General features: G+C 72.6%; 20 protein-coding genes and 1 pseudogene. 8 read left to right on the top strand and 13 right to left on the bottom strand.

Annotated elements, in window-relative coordinates; translation table 11 throughout:
• Window positions 1-135 precede the first annotated feature (135 nt).
• Window positions 136-573 carry an ATP-binding protein gene (locus ACZ3IG_RS14700; protein WP_467432041.1) on the top strand — a complete coding sequence of 146 codons (438 nt, stop codon included), beginning with the start codon at window positions 136-138 and terminating at the stop codon, window positions 571-573.
• On the opposite strand, the gene ACZ3IG_RS14695 is transcribed toward ACZ3IG_RS14700, so the two are convergent.
• The 3 genes from ACZ3IG_RS14695 to ACZ3IG_RS14685 all read right to left on the bottom strand — a co-directional run bounded on the left by ACZ3IG_RS14695 (window position 533) and on the right by ACZ3IG_RS14685 (window position 4397).
• A complete protein-coding gene (locus ACZ3IG_RS14695; protein WP_467432039.1) occupies window positions 533-1972 on the bottom strand; it encodes an amino acid permease in 1440 nt (479 codons plus the stop codon). The genes ACZ3IG_RS14700 and ACZ3IG_RS14695 overlap by 41 nt on opposite strands.
• A 111-nt stretch (window positions 1973-2083) precedes the next feature.
• The gene (gene argF / locus ACZ3IG_RS14690; RefSeq protein ID WP_467432037.1) at window positions 2084-3091 is read right to left on the bottom strand and encodes an ornithine carbamoyltransferase; all 1008 of its coding nucleotides are present in this window, start codon (window positions 3089-3091) and stop codon (window positions 2084-2086) included.
• Window positions 3092-3173: 82 nt separating this feature from the next.
• Window positions 3174-4397, bottom strand: a complete 1224-nt coding sequence (locus ACZ3IG_RS14685; RefSeq protein ID WP_467432036.1) for an arginine deiminase — start codon at window positions 4395-4397, stop codon at window positions 3174-3176.
• A gap of 276 nt (window positions 4398-4673) precedes the next feature.
• Here ACZ3IG_RS14685 and ACZ3IG_RS14680 point away from each other — a divergent pair, with 276 nt between their 5' ends.
• Window positions 4674-5954: a cation:proton antiporter gene (locus ACZ3IG_RS14680; RefSeq protein ID WP_467432034.1), complete on the top strand. Its 1281-nt coding sequence runs from the start codon at window positions 4674-4676 to the stop codon at window positions 5952-5954.
• Between the two features lie 541 nt (window positions 5955-6495).
• On the opposite strand, the gene ACZ3IG_RS14675 is transcribed toward ACZ3IG_RS14680, so the two are convergent.
• The 7 genes and pseudogenes from ACZ3IG_RS14675 to ACZ3IG_RS14645 all read right to left on the bottom strand — a co-directional run bounded on the left by ACZ3IG_RS14675 (window position 6496) and on the right by ACZ3IG_RS14645 (window position 10889).
• Window positions 6496-7419: an LLM class F420-dependent oxidoreductase gene (locus tag ACZ3IG_RS14675; RefSeq protein WP_467432033.1), complete on the bottom strand. Its 924-nt coding sequence runs from the start codon at window positions 7417-7419 to the stop codon at window positions 6496-6498.
• A gap of 105 nt (window positions 7420-7524) precedes the next feature.
• A complete protein-coding gene (locus ACZ3IG_RS14670) occupies window positions 7525-7992 on the bottom strand; it encodes a DUF6099 family protein (RefSeq protein WP_467432032.1) in 468 nt (155 codons plus the stop codon).
• Between the two features lie 158 nt (window positions 7993-8150).
• Entirely contained in the window at window positions 8151-8513 is a 363-nt protein-coding gene (locus ACZ3IG_RS14665) for a nucleotide pyrophosphohydrolase (protein WP_467432029.1), read from the bottom strand.
• Window positions 8510-8634 (bottom strand): annotated as a pseudogene (locus tag ACZ3IG_RS14660) (ATP-binding protein); the annotation flags it as partial. The pseudogene ACZ3IG_RS14660 and the gene ACZ3IG_RS14665, both read right to left, overlap by 4 nt.
• A gap of 148 nt (window positions 8635-8782) precedes the next feature.
• Complete coding sequence (locus ACZ3IG_RS14655) at window positions 8783-9172, bottom strand: cell division protein SepF (RefSeq protein ID WP_215174469.1); 390 nt, start codon at window positions 9170-9172, stop codon at window positions 8783-8785.
• 197 nt (window positions 9173-9369) lie between these two features.
• Window positions 9370-10011, bottom strand: coding sequence for a sigma-70 family RNA polymerase sigma factor (locus tag ACZ3IG_RS14650; protein ID WP_467432027.1), 642 nt, complete (start codon window positions 10009-10011; stop codon window positions 9370-9372).
• A gap of 191 nt (window positions 10012-10202) precedes the next feature.
• On the bottom strand, window positions 10203-10889 hold the full coding sequence (locus ACZ3IG_RS14645; protein WP_467432025.1) for a hypothetical protein: 687 nt from the start codon (window positions 10887-10889) through the stop codon (window positions 10203-10205).
• A 204-nt stretch (window positions 10890-11093) separates the two neighbouring features.
• On the opposite strand from ACZ3IG_RS14645, the gene ACZ3IG_RS14640 reads away from it, so the two are divergent.
• From ACZ3IG_RS14640 to ACZ3IG_RS14625, 4 genes are read left to right on the top strand one after another with little or no spacing between them, the layout of a single operon-like run.
• Window positions 11094-12899: a methylmalonyl-CoA mutase family protein gene (locus ACZ3IG_RS14640; RefSeq protein WP_467432024.1), complete on the top strand. Its 1806-nt coding sequence runs from the start codon at window positions 11094-11096 to the stop codon at window positions 12897-12899.
• Entirely contained in the window at window positions 12896-15073 is a 2178-nt protein-coding gene (gene scpA, locus ACZ3IG_RS14635) for a methylmalonyl-CoA mutase (protein ID WP_467432022.1), read from the top strand. Before ACZ3IG_RS14640 ends, scpA begins: the two co-directional genes overlap by 4 nt.
• Complete coding sequence (meaB, locus tag ACZ3IG_RS14630; RefSeq protein WP_467432020.1) at window positions 15073-16053, top strand: methylmalonyl Co-A mutase-associated GTPase MeaB; 981 nt, start codon at window positions 15073-15075, stop codon at window positions 16051-16053. The genes scpA and meaB overlap by 1 nt, the downstream gene beginning before the upstream one ends.
• A 19-nt stretch (window positions 16054-16072) precedes the next feature.
• Complete coding sequence (locus ACZ3IG_RS14625; protein WP_467432019.1) at window positions 16073-16705, top strand: precorrin-8X methylmutase; 633 nt, start codon at window positions 16073-16075, stop codon at window positions 16703-16705.
• A 3-nt stretch (window positions 16706-16708) separates the two neighbouring features.
• Here the strand turns inward: ACZ3IG_RS14625 and ACZ3IG_RS14620 are convergent, their stop codons facing one another.
• Complete coding sequence (locus ACZ3IG_RS14620; protein WP_467432017.1) at window positions 16709-17446, bottom strand: cobalt-precorrin-6A reductase; 738 nt, start codon at window positions 17444-17446, stop codon at window positions 16709-16711.
• A gap of 1 nt (window position 17447) precedes the next feature.
• On the bottom strand, window positions 17448-18674 hold the full coding sequence (cbiE, locus tag ACZ3IG_RS14615; RefSeq protein WP_467432016.1) for a precorrin-6y C5,15-methyltransferase (decarboxylating) subunit CbiE: 1227 nt from the start codon (window positions 18672-18674) through the stop codon (window positions 17448-17450).
• A 504-nt stretch (window positions 18675-19178) separates the two neighbouring features.
• Between cbiE and ACZ3IG_RS14610 the strand changes: the two genes are divergently transcribed.
• Together ACZ3IG_RS14610 and ACZ3IG_RS14605 are read left to right on the top strand one after the other, a co-directional pair.
• Window positions 19179-20618 carry a zinc ribbon domain-containing protein gene (locus ACZ3IG_RS14610; protein WP_467432015.1) on the top strand — a complete coding sequence of 480 codons (1440 nt, stop codon included), beginning with the start codon at window positions 19179-19181 and terminating at the stop codon, window positions 20616-20618.
• Between the two features lie 37 nt (window positions 20619-20655).
• Complete coding sequence (locus ACZ3IG_RS14605; RefSeq protein ID WP_467432014.1) at window positions 20656-21030, top strand: hypothetical protein; 375 nt, start codon at window positions 20656-20658, stop codon at window positions 21028-21030.
• Window positions 21031-21155: 125 nt separating this feature from the next.
• Here the strand turns inward: ACZ3IG_RS14605 and ACZ3IG_RS14600 are convergent, their stop codons facing one another.
• On the bottom strand, window positions 21156-22820 hold the full coding sequence (locus ACZ3IG_RS14600; protein WP_467432013.1) for a cellulase family glycosylhydrolase: 1665 nt from the start codon (window positions 22818-22820) through the stop codon (window positions 21156-21158).
• Window positions 22821-22885 lie beyond the last annotated feature (65 nt).

Here is a 22885-nt window from a genome sequence, read left to right as displayed (position 1 = left end):
CCGTCGTCACGGGTGCGCTATACAGGTCCTGGCCGGGTCCCGCCCGGTGCCCTTCGAGGTTCTGCCGGGCGGCGCCGTACCATTCATGAAGTTGAAAGCCGGACAGGGCCGCCTGTTCCACGAACGGAAACCGTCGTGCACGATTCCACTCCCGCCTCCGCCTCCTGGCGCGTAGCGCTGCCGCACACCGCCGCGGCCGTGCCGGTCGCCCGTGCCCTGGTGCGTACGGCGCTGGCCGAGCTGCGGCACGCCGCCGACTGCGACACGGCGGAGCTGCTGACGGCCGAGCTGGTCGCCAACGCCGTCGAGCACACCGCCGGCGAGACGCCGATCGAGCTGGTGGTGGAGCTGCTGCCGACCGGCTGCCGGGTCGAGGTGCACGACCCGGACCCGGCGCCGCCCACCGGCCTCACCGTCCCGTGTCCGCCCGAGCCCGACCCCTTGCAGGAGGGCGGGCGCGGACTGCTGCTGATCCGCGCCCTCAGCTCCTCCTGCGGGCACCGCCCCACCGGCTCCGGCAAGGCGGTCTGGTTCAGGCTCCCCGCGGTCCCCGCTCAGCGGCGTCCGGCGTGACGCCGGCCCCGGGGCGGGCCAGCCGGGAGTTGCGGCGCCCGTAGCCGGCGTAGACCAGCAGGCCCGCCGCGAGGAACACGGCGAACTGGATCCAGGTCGTGCTGCCCGTCTCGTACATCAGGTAGAGGCAGAAGGCGATGCCCAGCAGGGGGGTGACCGGGTAGAGCGGTACCCGGAAGGTGCGGGCCAGGCCCGGTTCGCGGCGGCGCAGGGCGAGGACCGCGACATTGACGACGGCCATGGTGGCGAGGGTGCCGATGGTGCACAGGTTGACCACCGAGTCCAGCGAGGCGAACGCGGCCGGCAGGGCGAAGACCAGGCCCACGATCCAGGTGCCGGCGACCGGGGTGGCGGTGCGCGGGGAGACCTTCTCGAAGACGCGCGGGATCAGGCCGTCGCGGGACATGGACATCAGGATGCGGGTCTGGCCGTACATCACGGCGAGGACGACGGAGGCGATGGCGACCACCGCGCCGAAGGCGACGATCGTGCCGCCGACGGCGGAGCCGGTGACCTGGTCGACGACGTAGGAGAGGGCGGCGGGGCGGTCGCCGACGGCGTCGCCGCCGATGGCGCCGATGGCCGCGAGGGCGACCGCGCAGTACAGCAGGGTGACCAGGCCGATGCAGACCAGGATGGCGACGGGGATGTCGCGGCGCGGGTTCTTCGCCTCCTCACCGGCGGTGGTGATCGCGTCGAAGCCGATGTACGAGAAGAACGCGGCCGTGGTGCCGGCGCCGATGCCGCCGAGGCCGGCCGGGGAGAACGGGGTGAGGTTGCCGTCCTCGAAGGCGGTGTAGCCGATGGCGCAGAAGGCGACCAGGACGGCGAGCTTCAGCACCGCCATCGCGGCGGTGGCGCGGGCGCTCTCGCGCACGCCCCGGACCAGCAGGACGCAGGCCAGGGCGATGACGATCACGGCCGGGAGGTTGATCACGCCGCCGTCGCCGGGGCCGGCGGACAGCGCGTCGGGGAGCTGGATGCCCAGGACGCCGTCCAGGAGTTCGTTGACGTACTGGCTCCAGCCGACCGCGACCGCGGAGACCGAGACGCCGTACTCCAGGAGCAGGCACCAGCCGACCAGGAAGGCGGTGGTCTCGCCGAGGCCGGCGTAGGCGAAGGAGTAGGAGGAGCCGGAGACCGGGATCGCGCCGCCCAGCTCGGCGAAGGCGAACGCGGTGAGCACGCAGGTGATCGCGGCGAGGACGAAGGAGATCACGACGGCCGGGCCGGCCTCGCCGACCGAGTCGGACAGGCCGACGAAGATGCCGGTGCCGACGATCGCGCCGACGCCGAAGCAGACGAGCTGGAACAGCCCCATCGTGCGCTTCAGGCTGTGGCCGGCCCGGTCGGCGCCGGACTCGGCCACGAGGAGGTGGGGGGACTTGGTGCGGGGCATGCGGGTGGTGCTCGTTTCTGGTGGTACGCGGTGGTGCGGGGCGCGAGGGTGGTCGCGCGCGGCGGCGCCGGGTGGGGTGGTTCCGGTGCCGCCGGACGGAGTGGGGGCCGATCAGGCCAGGGTGGCGACCAGGACGGCCTTGATGGTGTGCAGCCGGTTCTCGGCCTCGTCGAAGACGACCGAGTACGGCGACTCGAAGACCTCGTCCGTGACCTCCAGGGAGTCCAGGCCGTGCGCGTCGAAGACGTCCTGGCCGACCTTGGTGCCCAGGTCATGGAAGGCGGGCAGGCAGTGCAGGAACTTCACGTCCGGGTTGCCGGTGGCGCGCAGCACGTCCATGGTCACCGCGTACGGGGCCAGCGCGGCGATCCGCTCCGTCCAGACCTCCTTGGGCTCGCCCATGGAGACCCACACGTCGGTGGCGACGAAGTCGGCGCCGCGCACGCCCTCGGCCAGGGTCTCGGTCAGGGTGATCCGCGCGCCGCTGGTGACGGCCAGCTCGTGGGCCCGGTCGACGATGTCCTGGGCGGGCCAGTAGGTCTTGGGGGCGACGATCCGGACGTCCATGCCGAGCAGGGCGCCGGTGATCAGGTAGGAGTTGCCCATGTTGAAGCGGGCGTCGCCGAGGTAGGCGAAGGCGATCCGGTCCAGGGGCTTGTCGCTGTGCTCGCTCATGGTGAGCACGTCGGCCAGCATCTGGGTGGGGTGCCAGTCGTCGGTGAGGCCGTTGAAGACGGGCACGCCGGCGAAGGCGGCCAGTTCCTCGACCTTGGCCTGGCTGTCGCCCCGGTACTCGATCCCGTCGTACATCCGGCCCAGTACCCGCGCGGTGTCCTTCACGGACTCCTTGTGGCCGATCTGCGAGCCGGACGGGTCCAGGTAGGTGGTGGCGGCGCCCTGGTCGGCGGCGGCGACCTCGAAGGCGCAGCGGGTGCGCGTGGAGGTCTTCTCGAAGATCAGCGCGATGTTCTTGCCGCGCAGGTACCGGGTCTCGGTCCCGCCCTTCTTGGCGGCCTTCAGCTCGGCGGCCAGCTCGACCAGGCCGCGGAACTCCTCGGCGGTGAAGTCCAGCTCCTTGAGGAAGGGCCGGCCGGCGAGGGCGGTCGGGACAGTCGCCATGGGGCGCTCCAGAGGTACGAGAACAGCGAAGTACGGGTTACCGACTCCATACTAACGGAATACTATACAGGCCCCTGAATTCTTATACGGGATCTCTCTCCACCGGGCAGCTCATGCACCGCGGGCCGCCCCTGCCCCGGCCCAGTTCACTACCGGGGATCTCGATCACCTCGATGCCTTGCTTCCGCAGGTGTGTGTTGGTCGTGACGTTGCGTTCGTAGGCGACGACGACGCCCGGTTCGACGGCGAGCACGTTGCAGCCGTCGTCCCACTGCTCCCGCTCGGCCGCGTGGACGTCCTGGGTCGCGGTCAGCACCCGGATCTCGCTCAGGCCCAGCGCGGCGGCGATCGCGCGGTGCATGTGCTCCGGCGGGTGGTCGGTGACCTTCAGCTCCTTGTCGACGGTGCCGGGCTCGATGGTGTAGGAGCGCAGCATGCCGAGCCCGGCGTACTGGGTGAAGGTGTCACCGTCGAGCATGGTCATCACGGTGTCGAGGTGCATGAAGGCGCGGGACTTCGGCAGGTCGAGGGCGACGATGGTGCGGGCCGAGCCGGCCGCGAACAGCTTGTGCGCGAGCATCTCCACGGCCTGCGGGGTGGTGCGCTCGCTCATGCCGATGAGGACCGCGCCGTTGCCGATGACCAGGACGTCGCCGCCCTCGATGGTGGAGGGGTAGTCGGCCTGGCCCTCGGACCAGAGCGGGAAGCGCTCCGCCCGGAAGAGCGGGTGGTGCCGGTAGATCGCCTCGAAGTGGACCGTCTCGCGCTGCCGGGCGGGCCAGCGCATCGCGTTGATGGAGACGCCGTCGTAGATCCAGGCGGAGGTGTCCCGGGTGAACAGGTGGTTGGGCAGCGGGTCCAGCAGGAAGTCGTCCAGCTCCATGACGTGGAAGCGCACGGAGACCGGCTCGGGGTGCGCCTCCAGGAACTCGCGCTTGGTCATGCCGCCGACCAGCAGTTCGGCCAGGTCGCGGGCGGGCAGCGGCTCGACGGCGGCGCGGAGGTGGTCGGTGGCCAGGACGCCGTACTCCTTCTCGTCGAAGACCCGGTCCAGCACCAGTTCCCGGGCGGCCGGGATGTCGAGGGTCTCGGTGAGCAGGTCGCCGAAGAGGTGGACGGCGACCCCGCGGTCGCGCAGTACGTCGGCGAAACCGTCGTGCTCGGCGCGCGCCCGGCGCACCCAGAGCACGTCGTCGAAGAGGAGGGCGTCCTTGTTGCTGGGCGTGAGCCGTTTCAGCTCCAGATCCGGCCGGTGCAGGATGACGCGGCCGAGCCGGCCGGCCTCGGAGTCGACGTGGAATCCCATGTCTCCATCCTGACCAGTCGGGCGGGTCTTCACCCGGCCGACGGGCGCATTTTCCGGCCGGGGGGCGCCCCTCGGGCGCAGCGGGGCGCGGCACGCCGCTGACCCGTGCGCCGGACGCCGTCGACCGCCGGGCCGTGCTCCCGGCGCCCGGGCGCGGAGCGCGCGTGCCCCCTGCGGTGCGACGCCCGGTGCCCCACAGGCTGGGACGGTCGTCAGCGAGCGGTACGGGAGAAACGGGAGACGCCAGTGGACCAAGACGCCCTGATCACTCACTTCGTGGGTGCGTCTGCGCTGATTCTGGTGGCCGCGCACGCCGCCGGATGGCTGGCCCGGCGGCTCCGGCAGCCCTCCATCATCGGCCAGCTGACCGCGGGCATCGCCCTCGGCCCGTCCCTGCTGGGCGCGATCGCCCCCGACGCGTACGCGACGCTCTTCCCGGCGGCCCTCGGCCCCGCCCTGACCGGGCTGGCGCAACTGGCCCTCGTGGTGTTCCTGTTCGGCGTGGGCTACGAGCTGGATCTGCGGATGCTCGGCGACCGGGCGCGTACGGCGGTGACGGTGGCGCTGGCGTCGTTCGCGCTGCCGATGGCGGTGGGCAGCGGCTGCGCCCTGTTGTTCCAAGACCAGCTCCACGACCTGGGCATGCCCCGGGATCTGCCGCCGGCCGCCGTGGTCTTCGCCGGGGTGGCGCTGTCGATCACGGCGGTGCCGGTGCTGACGGCGATCGTGCGGGAGAACGGCCTGTCCCGGTCGGTGCCGGGCGTGGTGGCGGTCTCGGCGGCCGGGGTGCTGGACGTGATCGGCTGGACGGTGCTGGCCGGGGCGATGATGGACCGCGGCGGCGGGGCTCAGGGGCTGGGCTGGCCGTGGCGGGTGGCGCTGGCCGCCGGGTTCGTGGCCGTGATGGGGGTCGCGGCCCGGCCGGTACTGCGGCGGCTGCTGTGGCGTACGCGGCTGGAGCCCTCGCTGCGGCTGGCGCTGCTGCTCGGTTTCGCCCTGGCCTCGGCGTGGGTGACGCACTCCCTCGGGCTGCACGTGATCTTCGGGGCGCTGCTCGCCGGGGTGGTGGTGCCGCGCGAGGAGGGCGGCACGCTCGATCCGGACCTGTTGCGTCCGCTGCACGACGTCGGCTCGCTGCTGCTGCCGTTCTTCTTCGTGGTCTCGGGGCAGTCGGTGACCCTGGCCGGCATGGGCGCCACCGGCTGGATCGCGCTGCTGGTGGTGACGGTGCTGGCGGTGACCACGAAGGTCGGCGGCGGGACCGTCGCCGCCCGGCTGGGCGGCCTCGACCGGCACGACGCGCGGACCGTCGGCGTGCTGCTCAGCGCCCGCGGCCTGACCGAGCTGATCGCCCTGGACGCGGGCCGCCAGGCGGGCCTGCTGAGCGGCCCCCTCTACACGGTCCTGGTCTTCATGGCCCTCACGACGACCCTCCTGACCCAGCCCCTGCTGCGGCTGACGGACCACCTGGCGGCCCGGGACCGCGCCACCGCCCTCCCGACGCCCCGACGACAGCCGGACGGGGCGCCGGCGGCACCCGTCAGCGACAAGGGGTGACCAGGTCGGTGACGAGGGGGGCTCGGGCGATGACGAGAGTGCCCGGGCGGTGACGAGGGGGGCCCGGGCGGTGACGAGAGTGCCCGGTCAGCGACGGGGGGACCGGTCAGTGACCAGGGGCCGGGCGGCCGTCGCGGCGGGGCGGCGGGCAGCGGGGCGGCGCCGCGGTGGGGGCAGCGCGGGGGCGGCGGGGACGGCGCAGGGCGCCGCGGCGGCGGCGCCGCGGTGGCGAGCGGCTTGGCGGCCGGCTCGTAGCAGACCCGCTCGGCGGATACGTCCGAGTCCCGGCCGGCGAGGTCGCCGACGAAGACGGCGGTGCGGCCCTCGGGGCGGATGCCGTCGGGGCGGACGCCGTCGGGGCGGACGCCGTCGGGGCGGACGCCCTCGGGGTGAATGCCGTCGGGGCGGACGCCCTCGGGGTGAATGCCGTCGGTGTGGCCGAGCCTGCCGAGCGGGGTCTCCAGCTCGCGGGCGCAGCCGTGTGACGACTGGTTGTCCGAGGCCGGTGCCCGCTCGGCGGGCGGGCACCGGCCTCGCACGGCTACGCCAGCTGGGACTGGACCTGGGCGGAGATCAGCTCCAGGTGGTCCAGGTCGTGCAGGTCGAGGAGCTGGAGGTAGACGCGCTGGACGCCGGCCTCGGCGTAGCGGCCGATCTTGTCGACGACCTCGGCCGGGGAGCCGGCCAGGCCGTTGGCCCTGAGGTCGTCCACCTCGCGGCCGATGGCGGCGGCCCGGTGGGCGACCTCGGCGTCGTCCTTGCCGACGCAGACGACGAGGGCGTTGGAGTAGGTCAGCGCGTCGGCGCCGCGCCCGGCCTCCTCGGCGGCGGCCCGGACCCGCGCGAACTGCCGCTCGGTGTCCTCGACGGAGGCGAACGGGATGTTGAACTCGTCCGCGTACCGGGCGGCCAGCCGCGGGGTGCGGGTGGCGCCGTGGCCGCCGATGAGGACGGGCACCTTGGCCTGCGCGGGCTTGGGCAGCGCGGGCGAGTCGGTGAGGTCGTAGAACTTCCCGTGGAAGTCGAAGGTCTTGCCGGCCTCGGTGGCCCACAGGCCGGTGACGATGGCGAGCTGCTCCTCCAGGCGGCCGAACTTCTCCTTCGGGAAGGGGATGCCGTACGCCTTGTGCTCCTCCTCGAACCAGCCCGCGCCCAGGCCCAGTTCGACGCGTCCGCCGGACATCTGGTCGACCTGCGCGACCTGGATGGCGAGCACGCCGGGCAGCCGGAAGGTGCCGGCGGTCATCAGCGTGCCGAGGCGGATGCGCTTGGTCTCGCGGGCGAGGCCGGCCAGGGTGATCCAGGCGTCGGTGGGGCCGGGGAGGCCGTCCACGGAGCCCATCTTCAGATAGTGGTCGCTGCGGAAGAAGGCGTCGAAGCCGAGGTCCTCGGTGGCCTTGGCGACGGTGAGCAAGGTGTCATAGGTGGCCCCCTGCTGGGGCTCGGTGAAGATGCGGAGATCCATGGTTCCATCCTGCACGCTCGGCCGCCTCCGGGTCCCCACCCCCGCCCTGCGCGCCGGAGCCCTCGCCTCCGGCGGCACCCGCCGTCCTGGCGGGGTCCGTGACCGCTACCCCGCCTCGCGCTCCGGCGTCCCGTCCTCCTCCGCGAGCGTGCCCAGCATCCGCAGGACCCGGTCGCGGGACTCGTCGGCCGCGTCGATGGCCTCCACGCACTGCCAGTACATGCCCTCGTCGTCCGCCGCGCAGGCCAGGGCGACGAGGGCGATGCCGGTCTCGGCGAGCAGGGTGCCCAGGCGCATCAGGGTCTGGCGGGCGTCGCCCAGTTCGGTGAGCTGGGCGGCGCGCAGCTCACCGGGGGGCAGGTCGGGATCGCCGAGGACGCCGCAGCCGCGTCCGGCCAGCTCGGTGAGGCCCCGGGCCTCGCCGCGCAGGGCCGGTGGCCCGACGACCGCCAGCCGGCTGCCGATGGCCTGGGCCAGGGCCTGCGCCTGCCACACCTCCGCCAGCATGTGCGGCACGTCGCCGCCGGCGGTCAGGGCACGTCTGCTCGTCACAATGAGCCGCACCGCGTCCATGGGTCGTCCCCGTCTGTCCCGACGCGCTCGCGGCGCGTCCGCCCGAACTCCGTTGTCCACTACCCAGAGTGAGGGCAAGGGGCCCGAAAAGCCAGAGGAAGACGGAAATCTCTGGACAACAATTCGGTTTCGGGCAGAGAAACAACTACTGTACGTGATTATGGAGTTGGTGGTTCCGCCAGGTCGGAGCCGGGCACCGGGAAGCGCCGTCCGTTGCGGTCGATCTTCGCCGAGAGGGCGGCCAGCGGGTCGACGCCGAGCACCTCGCAGAGCTGGAGCAGATAGGCCAGTACGTCGGCGATCTCGTCCCGCACCCGGTGCGCGGTGCCGGGGTCGTCCATCACGCGGGCCGACTGCTCGGGCGTCAGCCACTGGAAGATCTCGACGAGTTCGGACGCCTCCACGCTCAGCGCGGCCACGAGGTTCTTCGGGGTGTGGTACGGCTGCCAGTTGCGCGCGGCGGCGAACTCGGCCAGGCGGCGCTGGAGTGCCGGCACGTCCAGGGGATCTTCATCGGTCACGGCTCCAGGTGTACCACCGTGACGCCCGCCGTCCCGGCGCCCAGGAGGCGTCGCGGACCGCGCCCACCAGCCGGATGTGCCCCCGCGCGCACATCGCGGCGGGGCCGAGGACGGGGGCGCGGTCCGCCCGGACCGTGGGACCCGGTTCGCCGGCGAACCGTTCCGCCCGCCTTCGGGGCGGTCCCGCGTTCGGGGACGGCACTGTCACGGCACGGGCCGCCTTGGCCGCCGTCAGCCTCGCGGGCCGACCGCCGCGCCCCGCCCCGCCGTCACATCCCGGGAATCCCGGCCCCCTGCATCAGCCCCGTGACCTCCGTGCCCGCCGGTGTGAGCAGAAACACATTGCGATCGACGCGGTGCATCCCGCTCGCCAGGCCGAAGACGACACCCGTGCTGAAGTCCAGGACGCGCTTGGCGACGTCCGTCTCCGCGCCGGTGAGGTCGAGCAGCACCGGGATGCCCGACATCAGCGTCTCGGCGACCTCGCGGGCGTCCGCGAACACATTGACCCGCATCACCACGAATCGGCGCCGGGCCTCGGTCTCCGCCTCGGGCAGCGCGCGATGCCCCACCGAGGACGGCCACGCGTCGCGTCCGCGCAACGGAACGACCTGGGCGAGCCCCTCCCACTGTTCATCGGTGACGTCGTGACTGTTCACCGGCTCCCCCCGATCCGACCGCTCCGACTCGCCTTCAATGCCTGCACCAGCCAATTCTTACGCCAAGTCACCCGTTCGGCCCAACAGCGACACGATCCGCGACCGAACCGGAGGGCCCTATGAGCATGCCGGACCCTCCGGACCCGCCCTGCGCGAGGGTGCCTCACCCCTGCTTCACCCCTGCTCGACCCCTGCCCTCAGGCCGCCGCCATGACGGCCGGCACCCCCTCGCCCTCGGTTTCGTCCTCGCCCTCGGCCTCTGACAGGGACCGGAGCAGCGCGGTGCGGGCGCGGGCCACGCGGGAGCGGACCGTGCCGACCGGGCAGTCGCTGACGGCGGCGGCCTGCGCGTAGGGCAGGCCCAGGAGTTGGGTCAGGACGAACGCCTCCCGGCGGTCGGCGGGCAGCGCGTCCAGCAGCGCGGCGAGGACGACACCCTCGTCGAAGCCGGGCAGGTCCCGCGACTGGGCGCGTTCGACGGCCGCCTCCCAGTCCTCGGTGTCCGACAGCCGGGGCCGGCTGGACGTACGGCGGATGCTGTCGGCCACCGCGCGGCGCGCGATCGACAGCAGCCAGGTGCGGGCCGAGCAGCGGCCCTCGAAGCGGTGCAGGCTGCCGAGGGCCCGCAGGAACGTGTCCTGGGCCAGGTCGTCGGCGCTCTGCGGATCGGCGCCGAGGAACGTCACGTAGCGGCGGACGTCGCGGTGCAGGGCACGGACGAAGCGCTCGACCGCGTCGGCGTCCCCGGCGCGGGCGGCCAGCGCCCAGGCGGTTATCGACTCCTCTCCCGGTGTTGCCTCCGGCTCGCCCGGTGGGTACGGCGAGGCTGCAGTGGTCACAGTGGTCACAAGGGTCACCTGAGTGTCCTTCGGGTCCGCGACCGGCGTCGGGCAGCGGCGCGTACGACGCGCACGGCGGCCCGTGCCGGTGCATGGGTGAAAGGGGCGGCCGGGCACGGCGGTGCGCGGCCGGTGCCCGAGGCGGCGGACGGTCGCGCCGGTCCGCGGCGGCCTCGGGAAGCCGGCTGTCGTCAGGCGACAGCGACCCCTGCGGGCGGACCCCGGGACGTGATCGCGTACGTGAGCGGGAGCCGGCGCGGCGCACCCCCGGAACCGCCCCGGCGCGCGCGGACCCGCGGACGCTCCGGCGGCGCGGGGGCCCGCAGCAGCGGGCGCAGCGGCGCGCGGAGCCAGCCCGCTACGGCGCGCAGGACCCGGAAGACGGCGCGTTCCCCGCGCGCGAGCCAGAGCCCGCTGAGCAGGGCGGCCAACAGGTGGGCGGCGAGCATGCCGACCGAGGACGTCCCGGCCACCGTGCCGCCGTGCTCCATGACGTGTGCGTGACCGGCCCCCATCGAGGCCATCGAGCCCATCGGCCCCATCGAGCCCGTGGAGTTCGTCGGCCCTATGGAGGACATCGCCTGCATGGCGGACGCCCCAGGTACCGCCGGCATGCCCGGCACCGGCGCCTGGGTGAGCGTGAAACAGCCGTGCAGCGCCGTCTGGGCGGCCACCGTGAAGGCGACGACCGCCACGGGCCCGCGTTCCCGGCCCGCGAGCCGCCACGCCGCACCGCCGGTGACCACCGCACCGCCGGCCATCGCCCACCAGGGCACCGCCGCACCGGACATCAGGATGTGCCCGAGCGCGGCCAGCACGACGCAGACGGCCGCGCACACCGCGGCACGTCCCGCCCGCGAGCACCCCCCAGCCGTCATGGCGCCCTCATCCCCGTATCCGTGTCCCACGCCTCACGGGAGCGTACGGACATTGTCCCGGTACCCCACTCACATGGAGCGGCGTGACGCGTGTCACACCGGCTGCGTCGAACGGGCGAGCGTTCCACATCACATGACCGAAGAGAAGAAGGTCACCACGTGCCCTCTGCTGCGCGTACATCCTTCTGCCCTAGCATCCCGACCATGACGGCCCTGCCTGACGACAGGCTCCCGCTGGCGACCGAGTTCCCTGACGCGACACATGAGCAGTGGCAGCACCTCGTGGCGGGTGTTCTGCGCAAGTCCGGCAAGGAGATCTCGGACACCGAGGCGGAGCGGAAACTGTCCACCGAGCTGGAAGACGGACTCCGCGTCCGGCCCCTCTACACCGCCCGGGACGCCGCGCCCGACCCCGGGCTGCCCGGCTTCGCGCCCTTCGTGCGCGGTGGCCGCGCGGAAGGACACACGGCGGGCGGCTGGGACGTGCGCCAGCGGCACACGGTCGCCGACCGGGCCGCGGTCCTGGCCGACCTGGAGAACGGCGTCACCTCCCTGTGGCTGGCCGGCCTCCCGGCAGGCGCCCTCGCCACCGCCCTCGACGGCGTCCACCTGGACCTGGCCCCGGTCGTCCTGGACGCCGGCGCCGAGACCGGGGAGGCCGTACGGCGGCTGCTCGCGCTGCACGAGGAGCGGGGCACCGCCCCGGAGGCGGTGCGCGGCAGCCTGGGCGCCGACCCGCTGGGCCACGAGGCCCGCACGGGACAGCCGTACGACGTCGCCTTCGCGGACGTGCCCGGGTACGCCGAGCGGTACCCGGGGCTGCGGGCGCTGACCGTGGACGCGCTGCCGTACCACGAGGCCGGCGGGTCGGCGGCGCAGGAGCTGGGCTGCTCGCTGGCGACCGGGGTGGCGTATCTGCGGGAGCTGACCGGCACCGGCCTGAGCGCCGAACAAGCCCTGGGACAGCTGGAGTTCCGGTACGCGGCGACCGCCGACCAGTTCCTGACCATCGCCAAGCTGCGGGCCGCGCGGCGGCTGTGGGCGCGGGTGGCCGAGGTCTGCGGGGCGCCCCGGGCGGGCGGGCAGCTCCAGCACGTGGTGACCTCGCCGGTGATGATGACCCGCCGCGACCCGTGGGTGAACATGCTGCGCACCACCGTCGCCGCGCTGGCCGCCGGGGCGGGTGGCGCCGACGCCGTGACCGTGCTGCCGTTCGACGACGCGCTGGGGCTGCCGGACGCGTTCGCGCGCCGTATCGCCCGCAACACCTCCACCATCCTCATCGAGGAGTCCCACCTGGCCCAGGTGACCGACCCGGCGGGCGGCTCCTGGTACGTGGAGCGGCTGACGGACGAACTGGCGCACGCCGCCTGGGAGTTCTTCCAGGAGATCGAGCGCGGCGGCGGTCAGGCGGCGGCGCTGCGCTCGGGCCTGGTCGGGGACCGGCTGGCCGCGACGTGGGCGGCGCGCGGCGCGAAGCTCGCCACGCGCCGGGAGCCGGTCACGGGGGTGAGCGAGTTCCCGCACCTGGCCGAGCAGCCGGTGGTCCGCGAACCCGCGCCCGAGCCGCCGTCCGGGGGGCTGCCCCGGGTGCGGCGGGACGAGGCGTTCGAGGCGCTGCGGGCCCGTTCCGACGCCCACCTCGCCGCGACCGGCGCCCGGCCCCGGATCTACCTCGCCGCGCTCGGCCCGGCCGCCGCGCACACCGCCCGCCTCTCCTTCGCCGCCAACCTCTTCCAGGCGGGCGGCATCGAGACCGTCACCGAGGGAACCTTCGAGGAGAGCGGGGCGCGGGAGGCGTGCCTGTGCTCCAGTGACGCGGTGTACGAGGAGCAGGCCGACGGCGCCGCCGAGCGGTTGCGGGCGGCGGGTGCCGGGCACCTGTTCCTCGCGGGCCGCCCGGGGACGTACCACGGCATCGACACGTACGTCTTCGCCGGCTGTGACGCCGTGGCCGTGCTGACCGCCACGCTCGACCGCATGCTCGACCGTATGGGAGTGTCCCGATGACCATCCCCGACTTCTCCGGGATCGAGCTGGGCACGCCGTCCGCCGACGCCGGACCCGACGAGTGGCGTACGGCGGTGAAGAACGCCGCCGGCGGTGACGACCTGCGCTGGGAGACCCCCGAGGGCATCGCGGTCAAGCCGCTGTACACCGGGCAGGACCTGGAGGGCCTGGACTTCCTGGACACCTACCCGGGCATCGCCCCGTACCTGCGCGGCCCGTACCCGACCATGTACGTGAACCAGCCCTGGACGATCCGCCAGTACGCGGGCTTCTCCACGGCCGAGGAGTCCAACGCGTTCTACCGCCGCAACCTCGCCGCCGGCCAGAAGGGCCTGTCGGTCGCCTTCGACCTCCCGACCCACCGGGGCTACGACAGCGACCACCCGCGCGTGACCGGTGACGTCGGCATGGCGGGCGTGGCGATCGACTCGATCCTCGACATGCGGCAGCTCTTCGACGGCATCCCGCTGGACCGGATGACGGTGTCGATGACGATGAACGGCGCGGTGCTCCCCGTACTGGCGCTGTACATCGTGGCGGCGGAGGAGCAGGGCGTGCCGCCCGAGAAGCTCGCCGGGACCATCCAGAACGACATCCTCAAGGAGTTCATGGTCCGCAACACCTACATCTATCCGCCGAAGCCGTCGATGCGGATCATCTCCGACATCTTCGCCTACACCTCGCGGCGGATGCCCCGCTACAACTCGATCTCCATCTCCGGCTACCACATCCAGGAGGCGGGCGCGACGGCCGACCTGGAGCTGGCGTACACCCTCGCGGACGGCGTGGAGTACATCCGGGCGGGCCGGGAAGCGGGGCTGGACGTGGACGCCTTCGCGCCCCGCCTGTCCTTCTTCTGGGCGATCGGCATGAACTTCTTCATGGAGATCGCCAAGCTGCGCGCGGCGCGCCTGCTGTGGGCGAAGCTGGTGAAGCGGTTCGACCCGAAGAACGCCAAATCGCTCTCCCTGCGCACGCACTCCCAGACCTCCGGCTGGTCGCTCACCGCGCAGGACGTGTTCAACAACGTCACGCGTACGTGCGTGGAGGCGATGGCCGCCACCCAGGGCCACACCCAGTCGCTGCACACCAACGCCCTCGACGAGGCGCTGGCACTGCCCACCGACTTCTCCGCCCGCATCGCCCGCAACACCCAGCTGCTCATCCAGCAGGAGTCGGGCACGACGCGGGTGATCGACCCGTGGGGCGGCAGCGCGTACGTGGAGCGGCTGACGTACGACCTCGCGCGCCGCGCCTGGCAGCACATCGAGGAGGTGGAGGCGGCGGGCGGCATGGCGCGGGCCATCGACGCGGGCATCCCCAAGCTGCGCATCGAGGAGGCGGCGGCGCGGACACAGGCCCGGATCGACTCGGGGCGGCAGCCGGTGATCGGCGTCAACAAGTACCGGGTGGAGACCGACGAGAGGATCGAGGTCCTCAAGGTCGACAACTCTTCGGTGCGGGAACGGCAGTCGGCCAAGCTGCGGCGGCTGCGCGAGGAGCGGGACGAGGCCGCCTGCCGGGCCGCGCTCGACGCGCTGACCCGGGCCGCCGGGGGCGACGGCAACCTGCTGGAGCTGGCGGTGAATGCGGCGCGGGCCAAGGCCACGGTGGGTGAGATCTCGGACGCCCTGGAGAAGGTCTACGGGCGGCACGCGGGCCAGATCCGTACCATCTCCGGGGTGTACCGGAACGAGGCAGGTCAGGCGCCGAACGTGGACCGCACCCGGGCCCTGGTGGACGCCTTCGCCGAGGCCGAGGGCCGCCGGCCGCGCATACTGGTCGCCAAGATGGGCCAGGACGGTCACGACCGGGGCCAGAAGGTCATCGCCACCGCCTTCGCCGACCTCGGTTTCGACGTGGACGTCGGCCCGCTGTTCCAGACGCCGGCCGAGGTGGCCCGGCAGGCGGTCGAGGCGGACGCGCACATCGTCGGGGTGTCGTCGCTGGCCGCCGGGCACCTCACCCTCGTCCCGGCGCTGCGCGAGCAGCTCGTCGAGGAGGGCCGGGAGGACATCATGATCGTGGTGGGCGGGGTGATCCCGCCGCAGGACGTGCCCACGCTGCTGGAGATGGGCGCGGCGGCGGTCTTCCCGCCCGGGACGGTGATCCCGGACGCCGCCCACGACCTGGTGGCGAAGCTGGCGGCCGACCTCGGTCACGGCGAGCTGTGATGCTGGATGTCGACGGTTACGTCAAGGGTGTCCTCGACGGCAAGCGGGCGGTGATCGCCCGCGCGATCACCCTCGTGGAGTCGACGCGCCCCCAGCACCGCGCACTGGCCCAGGAGGTGCTGACCGAGCTGCTCCCGCACAGCGGCCGGGCCCGGCGGATCGGGGTCAGCGGGGTGCCGGGGGTCGGCAAGTCGACGTTCATCGACGCCTTCGGCACGATGCTGACCGGGCTCGGCCACCGGGTGGCCGTCCTCGCCGTCGACCCCTCCTCCACCCGGACCGGCGGCTCCATCCTCGGCGACAAGACGCGGATGGAGCGCCTCGCCGTCGACCCGGCGGCGTTCGTCCGGCCCTCCCCCACGGCGGGCACGCTCGGCGGGGTGGCGAAGGCGACGCGCGAGTCGATCGTGGTGATGGAGGCGGCGGGGTACGACGTGGTGCTGGTGGAGACGGTGGGCGTGGGCCAGTCGGAGACGGCGGTCGCCGACATGGTCGACTCCTTCCTGCTCCTCACCCTGGCCCGCACCGGCGACCAGTTGCAGGGCATCAAGAAGGGCGTCCTGGAGCTGGCCGACGTCATCGCCGTCAACAAGGCGGACGGCCCGCACGAACGCGACGCGCGGGCCGCCGCCCGCGAACTGGCGGGCGCGCTGCGCCTGATGCACGGCAAGGACGCCTTCTGGACCCCGCCGGTCCTGCACTGCAGCGCCCGGGAGTCGACGGGCCTGGACACCGTCTGGGACCGCCTGGAGCAGCACCGTACGCTCCTGGACTCCACCGGCCGCCTCGCCGCCCGGCGCCGCGAGCAGCAGGTCGACTGGACGTGGACGATGGTCCACGACGAACTGCTGGGCCGCCTGCACGCCGACCCGGCGGTCCGCCGTCTCGCGCCCGAGCTGGAGCGGCGGGTCCGGGAGGGCGAGCTGACGGCGACGCGGGCGGCGGAGGAGATCCTGGACGCCTTCGGGGAGCGCGCTTGACGGTGGATATGCTCCCGGAGTGACGACGTACGACTATGAGCGGGACGGTGCCGAGATCTACCGGCAGTCCTTCGCCACCATCCGCGCGGAGGCCGGTCTCGGGAGGCTGCCGGCCGATGTGAGCCGGGTGGCGGTCCGGATGATCCACGCCTGCGGCATGGTCGACCTCGTCGAGGACATCGCGTACTCGCCCGGTGTCGCGGAGAGCGCCCGCGCGGCGCTGCGCGCCGGGGCGCCGGTCCTCTGCGACGTGCGGATGGTCGCGAGCGGCGTCACGCGCACCCGGCTGCCCGCCGGCAACGAGGTGCTCTGCACCCTCTCCGACCCGGCCGTTCCCGGCCTGGCCGCCCGGCTCGGCACGACCCGTAGCGCCGCCGCGCTGGAACTGTGGCGGGAGCGGCTGGACGGCGCGGTGGTGGCGGTGGGCAACGCGCCGACCGCGCTGTTCCGGCTCCTGGAGATGATCCGGGACGGCGCCCCGCGCCCCGCCGCCGTCATCGGCGTACCGGTCGGCTTCGTCGGGGCGGCGGAGTCGAAGGACGCCCTGGCGGCCAACCCGTTCGGCCTGGAGTACCTGGTGGTACGGGGCCGGCGCGGGGGCAGCGCGATGGCCGCGGCGGCGGTCAACGCGCTGGCGAGCGAGGCGGAGTGAGCCCTATCCGGTGACCCACCGGAGGGCGGCCTCCGGATCGGCGACCACGGGCACCCCCTCCGCCACCGGCGGCCTCCGCACGACCACCACCGGCACGCCCGCCTCCCGGGCGGCCGTCAGCTTCGGCGCGGTGGCCGCTCCCCCGCTGTCCTTGGTGACGAGCACGTCGATCCGGTACCGGGCCAGGACGCGCCGCTCCCCGTCGAGGGTGAACGGCCCCCGGTCGAGGAGCACGTCCATGCGCGGCGGGTGCGGGGGCTCGGGAGGTTCGACGGACCGTACGAGGAACCACAGGTCGTCCGGGCCGTCCGCGAAGGCGGCGAGCCCCATCCGTCCGGTGGTGAGGAAGACCCGGCGCCCGAGGGAGGGCAGCAGTGCGGCGGCCTCGGTGAGAGAACCGGCCTCGTGCCAGAGGTCTCCCGCGACGGGTTGCCAGCCGGGCCGCCGCAGCACGAGCAGCGGTACGCCGGTGGCGGCGGCAGCCTGTTCCGCGTTGCGGCTGATGGTGCCGGCGAAGGGGTGGGTGGCGTCGATGACGGCGTCCACGGCATGCGCGCGCAGCCAGTCGGCCAGCCCTTCGGCCCCGCCGAACCCTCCGACACGCAGCTCACCGGGGGGTGTGCGGGGCGCGGCGACCCGTCCGGCGAGGGAGGTGGTCACGCGGGCGTGCGGCCGGCCTGCTGCCAGCGACTCGGCGAGCCGGCGGGCCTCGGCGGTCCCGCCGAGGATGAGGACGTGCACGTCAGACCTTCCGTACCGCCCACTGCGTCACCGGCATCGCCTGCCGCCACCCGGTGAAGCCGCCCACCGGAACGGCGTGCGCGACGGCAAGCCGGACCAGTTCACCGCCGTAGCGGCGGCGGGCGTCGGCGAGCAGCGCCTCCGACTCCAGGGTGACGGTGTTGGCGACCAGCCGCCCGCCGGCGGGGAGCGCCTCCCAGCAGACGTCCAGCAGACCGGGCGCGGTGAGCCCGCCGCCGACGAAGACGGCGTCCGGGGAAGGGAGTCCGCCGAGCACGTCGGGCGCCGGGCCGGTCACCACCTTCAGCCCCGGCACACCGAGCCGCTCGGCGTTGCGGGCGATGCGCTCGGCGCGGGGGGGGTCGCGTTCGACGGTGACGGCACGGCAGGAGGGGTGGACGCGCATCCACTCGATCGCGACCGAGCCGGAGCCGCCGCCGATGTCCCACAGCAGTTCGCCGGGGGCGGGGGCGAGCATGCCGAGGGTGGCGGCCCGCACATGCCGCTTGGTGAGCTGCCCGTCGTGCTCGTAGGCGTCGTCCGGCAGGCCCGGGACGGCGCCGAGGTGCGGGGCGTCGGAGGCGCGGCGGCACTCGACGGCGACGAGGTTGAGGGGGTCGCCGGGCGGACGCGTCCAGTCGTCGGCGGTGGACGGCTCACTGGTGTGTTCCTCGGGTGCGCCGAGCCGCTCCAGCACCCGCATCCGGCTCGGACCGAAGCCGCGGTCGCGCAGCAGGGCGGCGACGGTGGCGGGGGTGGTGGCGTCGGCGCTGAGCACGAGCAGGCGGCGGCCGTGGTGCAGGGCGGCGGCGAGCCGGGGGGCCGGACGACCGACGAGGGTGACCACCTCGACGTCCTCCAGCGGCCAGCCGAGCCGGGCGGCGGCGTAGGAGACGGAGGACGGGTGCGGCAGGACGTGCACGGCACCGGCGCCCAGTACGTCGGTGAGGGCGCGGCCGATGCCGTAGAACATGGGGTCGCCGCTGGCCAGCACGGCGATCCGGCGCCCGGCGTGCGCCGCGAGCAGGCCGGGGACGGCGGGGCGCAGCGGGGAGGGCCAGGCGATCCGCTCCCCGGCGCACTCGGGGGGCAGGAGATCGAGCTGGCGGGGACCGCCGACGACGACCTGGGCGTCGCGCAGGACGGCACGGGAGGCGTCCGGGATGCCGTCCCAGCCGTCGGCTCCGATCCCGACGACGGTCACGGGCGGGGAGGGGACGGGGTTCACGGCGGCTCGGTTCCTCGGGTCTGGCGATGGGGGGTGGCACTCCCGCGGTGCGACGGGTGACGGAATCGCACTTTACGCGGTCCCGGAACCGGCTCTCTGCCAGCGCTCGCCGTGCTGCTCCCCGCAGCCGTGGTACTCGCCTCGGCCCGTCGGCACACTGCCGCTTTCCGGCGATGTCCGTGGCACCGGGCTCACGGTTGCGCGCGCCCTCACGACGTCCTCGGGGAACCCCTTCGGCAAGTCGGGTCAGGCGCCACCCGCTCCCGCAGCGACCCCGTCCGTCACTTTCGCACTCCAACAGGTGAAGTGCCCGGATCGACCCTTCTCGGAGACCCTGGGACGGTACCGTTGAGGCTTCACTGATCCACCGGACGGTCTTCCGCCAGACGTGACCGATTGATGCCTGGGGGGCATGTGCGACAGCCGGAAGAGAGCCCCACGAGGGGCGCGGCGCCGGTGCCGGGGCCAAGGCCGCGGGAGAACGGCGAGAGCGTCTTTGGCACGTTGCCGAAGACGACGAACGCGACGCCCACCGGGCAGAGCGACGTGACCCGATACCTGTGCGCCGCCGCCTACCTGGACTGGAAGTACGCGAAATCAATCATCGAAATGGTCGTGACCGAACCCCATCGTGGAGTTGCCCCGGCGCCCGGATGTGACCTTTCCGTCGTGGCTCGGCATGCTTTTCGAAGCAATAGGCGGCACCTCGTTCGAGATCTTTCCCTTTCCGCACTTCTTGTGCCAGCCGGATTCATGACGTGCCCAGAGAAGATGAAATTAGTCTGCTCTCCCGATCACGCGTTACGGCTGATCTCGCTCCTCCTCGGCGCCTGGGTGATCATATTCTGCTTCGAAGTGTCAACACTGTACGGGCGCCCCTTGAAAAACCTTCGGCCAGGGAATTTCGACCCCGCGCAGGCGCCTCCTGCGCCCAGCGGAAGAATCGGTGAACTCATCGCTCAGGCGAGTGCCTACGCCGGGGGAAACGTCAGCGTATACAGCGGCTACTCGCCCTTCACGGGGTACGGTACCGAGCGCGAGTCCTGGTCCTTCACCCTGGACACCAGCAAGGGAAGCGATCCGGGCGGCGACCCTCTGGGATTCGACGTGACGGACCTCTACGCGTACGTCTCCGAGCGTCTGCACGACCTCTCGCTGCCCGGCGCACAGATCGAAGAGCGACTGTTCGTCGCCGGGGAGGGCCTCAAAGAGAGCCGGCCGCTCCTGGAGAGCCGGTTCGGAAGGCCGGCGGCGAGCATCTCCGCGGAGGACCTGGACCACCTGAAGCGGGTCCCGGACGAGGGGGCCCGACCGTATCTCGCCGTACACAGCACAAGCTGGGACGGCTGGCTGGTCAGCTCCTTCTTTCTCCGGTTCGCTGTTTACGGGTCCAGCCTCTCCGTGGACGGCGTCCACACGGTTCTCTGCCCGCTCCGGGAGCGATACCAGAGGATCGACACCATCACGCGGCGCCCCAGTCTCTTCGACCTGGTGAAGCTGTCGGGCAGAACCGCGATCCGCACGTTGTTCGCCCTGCTGACTTCACCAGAACGTGGCATCAAGGGACTGATCTGGGCCTTCCGTATGCGGTTGCGTCCTCGCAAACAGCGGCGACAGATCGAGGAAACCGATAATTTCAACTACGGTGCGAAGTTCGCGGTCCGGGAGAGCGCGTCCAAGGACGAGTACCAGAACCACTTCCAAAAGCTCGACGACAGCCTGGCGGGCAAGGCGTACGAACGACGCGCGCTGGACGCTCTGATCGAGTTCGCCCGTCAACATCGTTTCGACGTGAGCGCTCTGCTGGAGCACCGGAACGTGATCATCAACAACGGTCTGATCGTCGGAGCCGGTGCGAAGGTCAGGGGCAATTCGGTCGCCTCGGGCACGAGGTCGCGCATCTCTATGAAGAACAACACCCGAAGTCCCCTGCGGAGAAGGTGAACCGTACCACTGCTGTCGGCAATCGAAAGGAATCGGCATGGGAACGAACTACGGAATCACCGCCAGTAACGGCGCGGACGTCTCCTGGAACGCGGTCGCGAGCGGCAAGGGAGCCAAGGCGGAGATTCGCCACACCGCCGCAGCGGAGCAGACGGACACGGACCAGGACGCCGCCATGGAGGAAATCCGTCAGCTGCTGTCCCGGCTCATCGACGAACTCGCCCAGTCCGATCACCCTGAACGCTCCGAGCTGATCGAAGAGACCGAGCGGGCACGCGACGCTGTCACCTCGTCCCCCTCCCCGACCGGCAGGCTGCGACGACTCCTTGCCGGGCTGGCGGTGGCGACGGAAGGCTTCGCCCCCCTTGCCGCGCTCGTAGCGACGATCAGCGAAGCGGTGAACAACCTGTAGTCTCACCGTTTCGGTCGAGCCGGAGCAGGGCCATCACGCGCACTGCATCCGCCCGGCCGATCACCTGGTCCCGAGGGCCCACGCCGGCCGTGTCCCTTGACGCGTGGGCGTGTTCACCGGGCCGCTCACCCCGCGGAGCAGCGCGTCCCGTCGAGGGTGAAGGCCGTCGGCGCGGCGTTGGTGGTGAGCTTCGTGCCGGTGAAGCCCAGCGTGACCGAACCGGCCGCCGGGATCGCCGATGTGTACGACGCGGCGGCGACCGTCACCGAGGAACCGCTCTGGGCCGGCGTGCCGCCCCACATGTTGGTGATGGTCTGGCCGGACGGGAAGGTGAAGCCCAGGGTCCAGCCGCTCACCGCCGCCGTTCCGGTGTTGCGGACGGTGATCTCGCCCTGGAAGCCGCCGGGCCACTCGCCCACCACGCGGTAGCCGACGGAGCAGGCGGCGCCCGGGGTGCCGGTGTCCTCGTCGGTGGTGACGGTGACCGTGGCGGAGCGGGCGGACCGGTTGCCGGCCGCGTCCTTGGCGTAGACGGCGAAGGTGTACGCCGTGTCGGCGGTCAGGGACGGCACGGTGACCGAGGTGGTCGCGGAGGACGCGGCCGTCGTCTCCGTCGCGCCGTTGACGCGGACCACCTCGTAGCCGGTGACGCCGGTGTTGTCCGTGGCGGCGGGCCAGGTGAGGGTGACGGAGGTGGCGGAGACGGCGGACGCCACCGGGGTGCCGGGGGCGGTCGGGGCCTGGGTGTCGGGGGCGGCGCCGCCGAAGACCGTGGCCTCCTTCGCCGTGGCGGCGATGCCGTTCGCCCCGTGGAAGACGCGCTCGCCCCAGGACGTCATCCGCGCCGGGTCGAAGTTGAGCACGAGGTCGAGGACCGGGTCGGTGTTGCCGCTCCAGGACCAGGCGAGGTAGCCGAGGCCGAGCTGCTCGGCGGTGGCCAGCATGGTGTCCTCGTCCGGGTCGCCGTAGGCGTCGGCGGGGCCGCCGAACTCGCCGATGACGAGGGGCAGTCCGGCGGTGACGAAGGCGTTCAGGTAGTCGGTGATCTCGGCGGCCGTGTCGAAGACGCTGTACATGTGGATGGAGAAGAGTAGGTTGCCGGTGGGGTCGGCGTCGTAGACGGTCTGCGCGTTGGTCCGCATGACCTGCTGCCAGTCCTGGCCCCAGTTGGGGGCGTCGATCATGATGGTGTGCTCGAAGCCGGCGGCGCGGAGCTTCTGGATCGCGGCGGTGGTGGGAGCGGTCCAGCCCTGCGGGTCGGTGTTGCCCCACGGCTCGTTGCCGATGTTGACGATGACGTAGTCCTCCTGGCCGGCCAGGACGTCCTTGAGGCTGATCCAGTAGTCGGCGGCGTGATCGAGCGTGCCGGCGGCGGCGTCTTCGCCGTAGCCGGTGGTGTCGTGCACTTCGAGGACGCAGATCAGGCGGTTGGCCTTGCAGTTCGCGATGACGGCGGCGACGTCCTCGGGGGTGTTCCGCGACCAGCGGTGGCCGTCGGAGAGGACGACGCGGACGGTGTTGGCGCCGAGTGCCTTGATGTCGGCGAGGGACCGGGTCTCGCCGGGGTACCAGGTGTGGGCGTGGTTGACGCCGCGCATCACGAAGTCGTTGCCGTTGCCTTCGAGGAGGCGGCCGTCGCTGATGTGCAGGCCGGTTGCGGCGGCGGAGGGGGGTTCGGGGGCGGCGGCGTGGGCGGTGCTCGGGGTGAGGGCGAGCAGGGCGAGGAGGGTGATCAGGGCTGTCCACAAGGCGGGTGCGGCGGGGGGAGTCGTGCTTCTTGTCGTTCTCACTGCGGCTCCTGGAGTGAGGCAAGGAAGCGGAATGGTTGTGGGAGCGCTCCCATCAAGCCAGTACG

The organism is Streptomyces sp. NPDC016677, from assembly GCF_055562815.1.
This window is presented reverse-complemented; position numbering and strand designations above follow the sequence as displayed.

Bases quoted from the DNA above. Each gene is read 5' to 3' on its own strand.
- ACZ3IG_RS14695 (WP_467432039.1), bottom strand. From the start codon at position 1,972: ATGCCCCGCACCAAGTCCCCCCACCTCCTCGTGGCCGAGTCCGGCGCC.
- argF (WP_467432037.1), bottom strand. From the start codon at position 3,091: ATGGCGACTGTCCCGACCGCCCTCGCCGGCCGGCCCTTCCTCAAGGAG.
- ACZ3IG_RS14685 (WP_467432036.1), bottom strand. From the start codon at position 4,397: ATGGGATTCCACGTCGACTCCGAGGCCGGCCGGCTCGGCCGCGTCATC.
- ACZ3IG_RS14675 (WP_467432033.1), bottom strand. From the start codon at position 7,419: ATGGATCTCCGCATCTTCACCGAGCCCCAGCAGGGGGCCACCTATGAC.
- ACZ3IG_RS14670 (WP_467432032.1), bottom strand. From the start codon at position 7,992: ATGGACGCGGTGCGGCTCATTGTGACGAGCAGACGTGCCCTGACCGCC.
- ACZ3IG_RS14645 (WP_467432025.1), bottom strand. From the start codon at position 10,889: ATGACGGCTGGGGGGTGCTCGCGGGCGGGACGTGCCGCGGTGTGCGCG.
- ACZ3IG_RS14640 (WP_467432024.1), top strand. From the start codon at position 11,094: ATGACGGCCCTGCCTGACGACAGGCTCCCGCTGGCGACCGAGTTCCCT.
- scpA (WP_467432022.1), top strand. From the start codon at position 12,896: ATGACCATCCCCGACTTCTCCGGGATCGAGCTGGGCACGCCGTCCGCC.
- meaB (WP_467432020.1), top strand. From the start codon at position 15,073: ATGCTGGATGTCGACGGTTACGTCAAGGGTGTCCTCGACGGCAAGCGG.
- ACZ3IG_RS14605 (WP_467432014.1), top strand. From the start codon at position 20,656: ATGGGAACGAACTACGGAATCACCGCCAGTAACGGCGCGGACGTCTCC.